Here is a 4,929-nt window from a genome sequence, read left to right as displayed (position 1 = left end):
CTTCGATCTGTCCGCTTAAAATTTTAAGTAGCGTCGATTTGCCCGCGCCGTTTGCCACCTAAAAAGCCGTAAATTTCGCCCTTTTTGACGCTAAAACTTACGTTATCGTGCATAACGCGCGATCCGTACGCGGTAGTAACGTCGCGCGCGACGATAATTTTAGCGCTTTCGCCGGATTGCACTTGCTCGCTCATAGCCCGATTTCCGAAAACAAAACCGCAAATACCGCGTCGATCGCGATAACCCAAAATATCGCATTTACGACACTAATGGTAGTGTATTCGCCGATGCTTTGGGTATTTCCTTTGACCTCAAAACCCCGCATGCATCCGATGATAGCGATAAACGCTCCGAAAAACGGCGCTTTAATCATACCTACTAAAAAATGCCTAAGCTCTACAGAAGCCTTAAATCTATCCAAATAATCGCTAAAGGCTATATCTAAATACGCGTCGCACACTATCATCTGAGCAAAAATACTTACCGAATCTGCGATAAAAATGACTAGCGGCATGATTAGTACCATCGCGATAATGCGCGGCATCGCAAGAAAATAAAACGGATCAAAGCCCATCGTCCTCATCGCATCGATCTCTTCGGTGATCTTCATCACGCCGATCTGTGCTGTAAAGCTCGAAGCCGAACGGCCCGCGATAACGATAGCAGCGATTAGAGGTGCTACCTCACGAAGCGTCAAAGCTCCCATTATATCGATGATATAGATGCTGGCGCCAAATTTAGAAAGCATATCCGAGCCGATGTAAGCAAGCACGATACCGATCAAAAACGCTGTCAATGAGACTATGAAAAGCGCGTCTATGCCGCTATCTTTGATGAAATTTACGGTTTCTTTGAAACGGAATTTCATCGGATGAATTATAAAAGCCGCGAGTTTAGAAAAAAACTCGCCCAAAAAGCTTGCAAGGCTTAGCAAGCCTAAAATTCCAAGATAGCAATAAAGCCCGATCTGCGCTAAAAAATTTAGCCTACGAGATTCGGGTACATAGCTAAAATCGATCGTTTTATCATCCATAAAGCTTAGAATTTTGGCAGCTTTGCTGCTATCCTCCACAAGGCTAACCCGCTTGCCGGCAAGGGCGTTTTTGATCATCAGCGCCATGAAATAGTCTAAATTTGAAATTTCGCTTAAGCTTAGCTCCAGCTCGTTTAGATTTTTTACCGCTTTTTTTAGTGCAAGCAGCTGCGATCGCGAGCTTTTGTAGTTCCACTGCCCGCGTAGCGATAAGGTATTTTTCCCGCCCGAGCTTTCGAGCGAAAAGGCTAAATTCCGCAAAAATTTCTCTCCAAAATCAAAAAATAGGGGAAATTATAATATAATCAACCTTGGCATTTTATAAAATTTAATGGAGATTTATGCTCAGAGGCTTTTTTACAAATAGCGCAGGCACGCTGGTTTCGCGAGTTTTGGGCTTCGTGCGTGACCTGCTTACCGCATCGGTTTTGGGCGCGGGGATTTATAGCGATCTGTTTTTCGTAGCGTTTAAACTGCCCAATCTTTTCCGCAGACTATTCGGCGAGGGAGCCTTTACGCAGGCGTTTTTGCCTAGTTTTACAGCCGCGCGTAAAAAAGGAATTTTTGCCGCAGCGGTGCTAATAAAATTTAGCATTTTCATCGCGCTTTTAACGGCGCTCGTGCTGCTTGCCGCGCCCGTTTTTACTAAAGTTTTGGCATACGGATTTAGCGCCGAGCAGATCGGTCTTGCGGTGCCGTACGTGCGGATAAATTTTTTCTACCTTACGTTTATCTTCGTCGTTACGCTCTTTGCCTCGCTGCTTCAGTATCGCGACCACTTCGCTACGACGGCGTTTTCGACCGCACTTTTAAATTTAGCGATGATCGCGGCGCTTCTGCTAGCTCGCGGCAAAGACGGCGCCACGGCGGTGCTCTATCTTAGCTTCGGCGTCGTGGCGGGCGGGCTTTTGCAGCTTGCGGTACACGTTTATGCGTTGAAATTTACCGGTATGCTGCGCGTCTTAGCGGGCGGCTTTGCGCGGCTTGCACGGGGCGATAAAGCACAAACGCAGGGCTTTTATAAAAATTTTTTCGCGGGCGTGCTCGGTGCGTCGGCGCTTCAGCTAAGCTCGTTTATAGATACCTTTTTTGCGAGCTTCCTTGCTAGCGGCAGCATAAGCTATCTTTACTACGCCAACCGCATATTTCAGCTGCCGCTCGCGCTTTTTGCGATCGCACTTAGCACGGCAATCTTTCCGCGAATGAGCAAATTTGTAAAAGCTCACGACGACGCGCAGGCTCTGGCGCTCGTGGAGCGCGGATTTTACTTCCTTTTGGCGCTACTCGGACTCTCTGCGATAGGCGGCGTGATGCTGCGAAACGAGATCACGCAGCTGCTATTTGAGCGCGGAGAATTTACCCGTCAAAATTCTATCGAATGCGCCGCGGTTCTCGGCGCATATATGGTAGGGCTCGTGCCGTTTGGGCTGTCTAGGATTTTTTCGCACTGGCTGTATGCGAATATGAAGCAGAAGCTAAGCGCGAAAATTTCGATCTGGTGCGTCTTTATAAACGTCGCTTTGTGCGCGCTGTTTTTTAAACCCTTCGGAGCGGTGGGGCTTGCGTTTGCAAGCACGATAACGGGAGCGTTTCTGCTCGGCTTTAATCTCTATTTTTTTGGATTTAATAACTTTTTGGCTATAATCCGCGCAAAAAAAATTATTGCGATCGCGGCGCTTTGTGCGGGCGAAGCGGCGATTTTATACATTTTAAAAGGCTTGTATTATGGTAATTTATGATAGTTTGAGCAAAAAGAAGCTCCCTTTTAAGCCCATTAGCGAGGGGCTAGCGCGCATTTACGCCTGCGGTCCGACCGTTTATGACGATGCGCATTTGGGGCACGCAAAAAGCGCCGTGAGCTTCGATCTGCTGCGCCGCGTACTGCAAGCGGAGGGCTATGAGGTAAAATTTGCGCGAAATTTCACCGACATCGACGATAAAATTTTAAAAAAGATGGCGGAAACCGGCAAGAGTCTGGGAGAGATCACGGAGTTTTATACCCGCAGATATTTGCAGGATATGAGCGCACTAAACGTCGCAGACGCGAGCATTTCGCCCAAAGCGACCGAAAATATCGCCGCGATCTGCGAGCTCATATCCTCGCTTCTTCAAAAAGGCTTTGCCTACGAGATCGCAGGTGACGGCATCTACTTTGACACGCGCAAGGATGGGGATTATCTAAGTCTTAGCGGCAAAAAAGAGGGCGCCGGCAAAAACATCGCCCGCGTCGCCTCAAACGATGCCAAGCACGACGAAAAGGACTTCGTGCTGTGGAAATTTGACGAGAATTGGTTTGATAGCCCGTTTGGCAAAGGGCGCCCGGGCTGGCACAGCGAGTGCGTCGCGATGATTTTGGCGCACCTTGATAGCGGCGATCCGCAATTTTGCATAGACATTCACGCAGGCGGCGCCGATCTGCTCTTTCCGCATCACGAAAACGAAGCCGCGCAGTGCCGCTGCGCCCGCCATAGAGCGCTAAGCAAATACTGGCTTCACAACGGCTTCGTGCAGGTAAATAACGAAAAGATGAGCAAGAGCCTCGGCAACTCCTTTTTTGTAGGAGACGCTCTAAAAATCGCCCCGGGCGAGGCGCTGAGATTTTATCTCTTAAGCTCGCATTACAGGGCAAATTTTAATTATTCGATAGCCGATCTGCTTGCGAGCAAAAAGAGGCTAGATAAAATTTACCGCCTTAAAAAGCGCGTGCGTGACGTTTTAACTCCCGCCGCAGGGCAAAATTCCACGTCCGAGCTGCCTGCTGCGGAGGCTAAATTTAGATCGGAGATGATGGAGTTTTTAAGCGATGATCTCAACACCTCAGGCGCGCTTGCGGTGCTTGATAGCTTCGTAGCAAGCGCGAACGAAGCGCTCGATCGCGCGCCAAAAGATAAGACGCTAAAAGCCCGCATCGCCGCAAATTTGGAGTTTGCGAAGCAGACGCTCGGAATTTTATACGAGGATGAGACCGAATACTTTCGCTTCGGCGTGAGCGAGCAGCAAAGGGCGCAGATCGAGGAGCTGATAAAACAGCGCGCACAGGCGAAGGCGGAAAAGGACTTTGCGAGCGCGGATGCCATCAGGGCGCGCCTTACGGATATGAAGATCGAAGTGATGGATACGCCTAGCGGCACCGTTTGGGAGGTCGCAGCAGAGTAAAACGTAAAATTTAGCATAAAATTTTACGCTAAATTTTGTGATTTTTACTATTCGAGATGTAAATCCGAACGCTAATTCGCGCGTAAATTTCAGTGCGATTTTTATCTGCAGTATTGTGATACAGCGGCGTGATTTTATTTAGTGGTGCGGCGCAGGAGCGATGCAATGTACAGCACGACGCAGCGGCGAAGGCGCAAGGCGGGTGCAATTTTCATTCGGCGGCGCAGCTGATACGACGGCGCGATATAGCGCGGTACAGCGGCAGCACTACGGCTTGTCTGTGCGTAAATTTTAGTGCGATTTTTATCGGCAATTAGCGATGCATAGTTGTGATGCAGCATAGTGAAAGCAGCACTGCGGCGCACCTGTGCGTAAATTTTAACGCGGCTAGGTATAGTGGAATGCGCTGCCGCGACGTGCAAATTTTGGCGCGATTTTTATAGTGATATTGTACGCGGGTGCACGCAGCGATGAAAGTCGCGATTTCATTCGGTAACGCTGCTGATATAGTGGCTAATGCGCAAGGCAGGCCGCGATTTTATAGGTAGTGCGGTGGTGCGAAAGAGCAATGCAGCGCGACGATGTGAAGTTGCGATACACACGATGTATAACGGCACTTTGTAGCGTTTTCAAAGCATTTAACGCTTATGACGTGCGAAAGTGTTTAGAAATCGCGATGAATAAAAACTCGCTCGCTTTTAAGGCTCTTTACGCTTTAAAAATGGTAATGTAAAAATTAC

The 4,929-nt window shown here is 48.6% G+C and carries 4 protein-coding genes; 2 read left to right on the top strand and 2 right to left on the bottom strand.

Annotation, left to right across the window (positions count from 1 at the left end):
- Positions 1-23: 23 nt before the first annotated feature.
- Together Q0277_RS10580 and Q0277_RS10575 are read right to left on the bottom strand one after the other, a co-directional pair.
- On the bottom strand, positions 24-194 hold the full coding sequence (locus Q0277_RS10580) for a hypothetical protein (protein ID WP_297997871.1): 171 nt from the start codon (positions 192-194) through the stop codon (positions 24-26).
- A complete protein-coding gene (locus Q0277_RS10575) occupies positions 191-1,294 on the bottom strand; it encodes an ABC transporter permease (protein WP_297997869.1) in 1,104 nt (367 codons plus the stop codon). Before Q0277_RS10575 ends, Q0277_RS10580 begins: the two co-directional genes overlap by 4 nt.
- Positions 1,295-1,374: 80 nt before the next feature.
- Here Q0277_RS10575 and murJ point away from each other — a divergent pair, with 80 nt between their 5' ends.
- Positions 1,375-2,772: a murein biosynthesis integral membrane protein MurJ gene (gene murJ, locus Q0277_RS10570; protein WP_297997867.1), complete on the top strand. Its 1,398-nt coding sequence runs from the start codon at positions 1,375-1,377 to the stop codon at positions 2,770-2,772.
- A complete protein-coding gene (gene cysS / locus Q0277_RS10565; RefSeq protein WP_297997865.1) occupies positions 2,759-4,189 on the top strand; it encodes a cysteine--tRNA ligase in 1,431 nt (476 codons plus the stop codon). Before murJ ends, cysS begins: the two co-directional genes overlap by 14 nt.
- The last annotated feature ends 740 nt before the right edge of the window (positions 4,190-4,929 follow it).

The sequence above is a fragment of the uncultured Campylobacter sp. genome, assembly GCF_938030815.1.
In the GTDB taxonomy this organism is placed as follows: domain Bacteria; phylum Campylobacterota; class Campylobacteria; order Campylobacterales; family Campylobacteraceae; genus Campylobacter_B.
Note: the sequence above shows the minus strand (reverse complement) of the source record. Positions and strands in the feature narration are given on the sequence as shown.

Excerpts from the sequence above, each read along its gene's own strand:
- Q0277_RS10580 (WP_297997871.1), bottom strand. The coding sequence starts at position 194 with ATGAGCGAGCAAGTGCAATCCGGCGAAAGCGCTAAAATTATCGTCGCG.
- murJ (WP_297997867.1), top strand. The coding sequence starts at position 1,375 with ATGCTCAGAGGCTTTTTTACAAATAGCGCAGGCACGCTGGTTTCGCGA.
- cysS (WP_297997865.1), top strand. The coding sequence starts at position 2,759 with ATGGTAATTTATGATAGTTTGAGCAAAAAGAAGCTCCCTTTTAAGCCC.